The 1,928-nt window shown below is 64.5% G+C and carries 1 protein-coding gene; it reads right to left on the reverse strand.

Going from position 1 to position 1,928, the window contains the following annotated elements; translation table 11 throughout:
• Nucleotides 1-320: 320 nt before the first annotated feature.
• Nucleotides 321-1,808, reverse strand: a complete 1,488-nt coding sequence (locus ACSQ22_RS26235; protein ID WP_055394864.1) for a nucleobase:cation symporter-2 family protein — start codon at nt 1,806-1,808, stop codon at nt 321-323.
• Nucleotides 1,809-1,928: the final 120 nt, after the last annotated feature.

The following is a 1,928-nucleotide window of genomic DNA, read 5'->3' on the forward strand; positions in this document are numbered from 1 at the left end:
CCTTGCCGGGATGGGATGCAAGGCGCGGGGTGCAGCCAATAGCTTGGCTATTGGCAAGCGCCGCAACGCCGCAGACCGCCCGGCAAGGCACTTGCCCGCAGGGTTGGAGTGAAATCGGGCGATTGGACGCTTCAGCTGCTTGCATGGGCATGAGCCTATGCGGCGCATCCGACGCATCCACTCCTCCCGATTGCATTCCAATGCGATCTCCAAAAAGACTTTGAACAGGCTCTAAGGCCAAAACCCCCTGGCAGCCATGGCGGACAGGGGGCGGAGCCACGCGGGCGGTGTCAGGTTTTCGGCAGCGTGCAAGCGGGACGCTAGTGGGCGTCGGCCTGGCGTGCGGCGTTGACAGCGGCGGAGGTGTCGCGGCTGGCGCCATTGAAGAAAACGTTCAGGGCCACCGCCGTGATCGAGGCCAGGAGGATACCGGATTCGATCAGCGGGTGGATGGCATGCGGCATCCACTGGCGGAAGTTGGGCGCGATCAGCGGCACCATGCCCACGCCGATGGATACGGCCACGATCATGGCGTTGAAGCGGTTGGTCTTGAAGTCCACCCCGCCCAGAATGCGGATGCCTGTGGCCGCCACCATGCCGAACATCACCAGGCCCGCGCCGCCCAGCACCATGGTGGGCAGCGACTCGACCAGCGCGGCCATCTTGGGCAGCACGCCCAGCACGATCAGGATCACGCCGCCGGCCACGCACACAAAGCGGCTCTTGACGCCGGTGACGGCGACCAGCCCCACGTTCTGCGAGAAGCTGGTGTACGGAAAAGTGTTGAAGATGCCACCCAGCAGCGTGCCCAGGCCGTCGGTGCGCAGGCCGCGCGTGAGGGCCGCCTGGTCCACCTTGCGGTCGGTCATCTCCCCCAGGGCCAGGAACATGCCGGTGGATTCGATCATGACCACGATCATCACCAGGGTCATGGTCAGGATCAGGATGGGGTCGAAGACGGGGCTGGCTATCTCGAACGGCAGCACCAGGTCAAACCACTGTGCCTTGGCCACCTTGTCGAAGTTCATCAGTCCCATGCCCACGGCCACCACCGCGCCGATCACGATGCCCAGCAGCACCGAGATGTTGGCAATGAAGCCCTTGGCGAACTTGGCAATCAGCAGGATGGACAGCAGCACCAGGGCCGAGATGCCCACGCCGGTCAGGTCCGCGTACTTGGGGTTGGGCACCGTGGGCACTACCGCAAAACCCTTGGGCACCGGAGGCAGCGAAGAGCCGGGGGCTCCGGCAGCGGCTTGGGCATCGGCCAGCCACTTGAGGTGCTCGGGGTTGGGCACGCTGGGCGCCGTGGGGCCCACGGGGTTGCCAAAGATCCAGTTGATACCCACGCGCATCAGGCTGATGCCGATCACCGCGATGATGGTGCCGGTGACCACCGGCGGGAAGAACCGGAGCATGCGGCTGACCAGCGGAGCGATCAGGATGGAAATCACGCCCGCGCCAATCACCGAGCCAAAGATAAGCCCGGCCCCGGCCGTGCCGCCCGTGGTCTGCGCCATCGAGACCATGGGCGCCACCGATGCGAAGGTCACCCCCATCATCACGGGCAGCTGAATGCCGAACCAGCGCGAGGCGCCCAGCGCCTGGATCAGCGTGACCAGCCCGCATACAAACAGGTCGGCCGAAATCAGCTTGGCCACCTGGTCGGGCGTGAGGTTGAGGGCGCGGCCCACGATGAGCGGCACCGCTACAGCGCCCGCATACATCACCAGCACATGCTGCAAGCCTAGCGCCGTGAGTCGCCCCAAAGGTAGGTGTTCGTCCACGGGGTGTACAGGCGGGTTCATGCGAGTCTTTCGGGGGTTGGGGGTATGAATACGGAAGGGACACCTGAGCCGGATGGTGCACAAGTGTCCATACAAAAATCGTATACAAAATGACCGGACGCGCTTATCCCGGTAAACCCT

It is taken from the genome of Acidovorax sp. LjRoot38, assembly GCF_964252975.1.
GTDB lineage: Bacteria > Pseudomonadota > Gammaproteobacteria > Burkholderiales > Burkholderiaceae_C > Acidovorax > Acidovorax facilis.

What these genes read in the sequence shown, in the direction of transcription:
- ACSQ22_RS26235 (WP_055394864.1), bottom strand. Translation starts at nt 1,808, where the DNA reads ATGAACCCGCCTGTACACCCCGTGGACGAACACCTACCTTTGGGGCGA.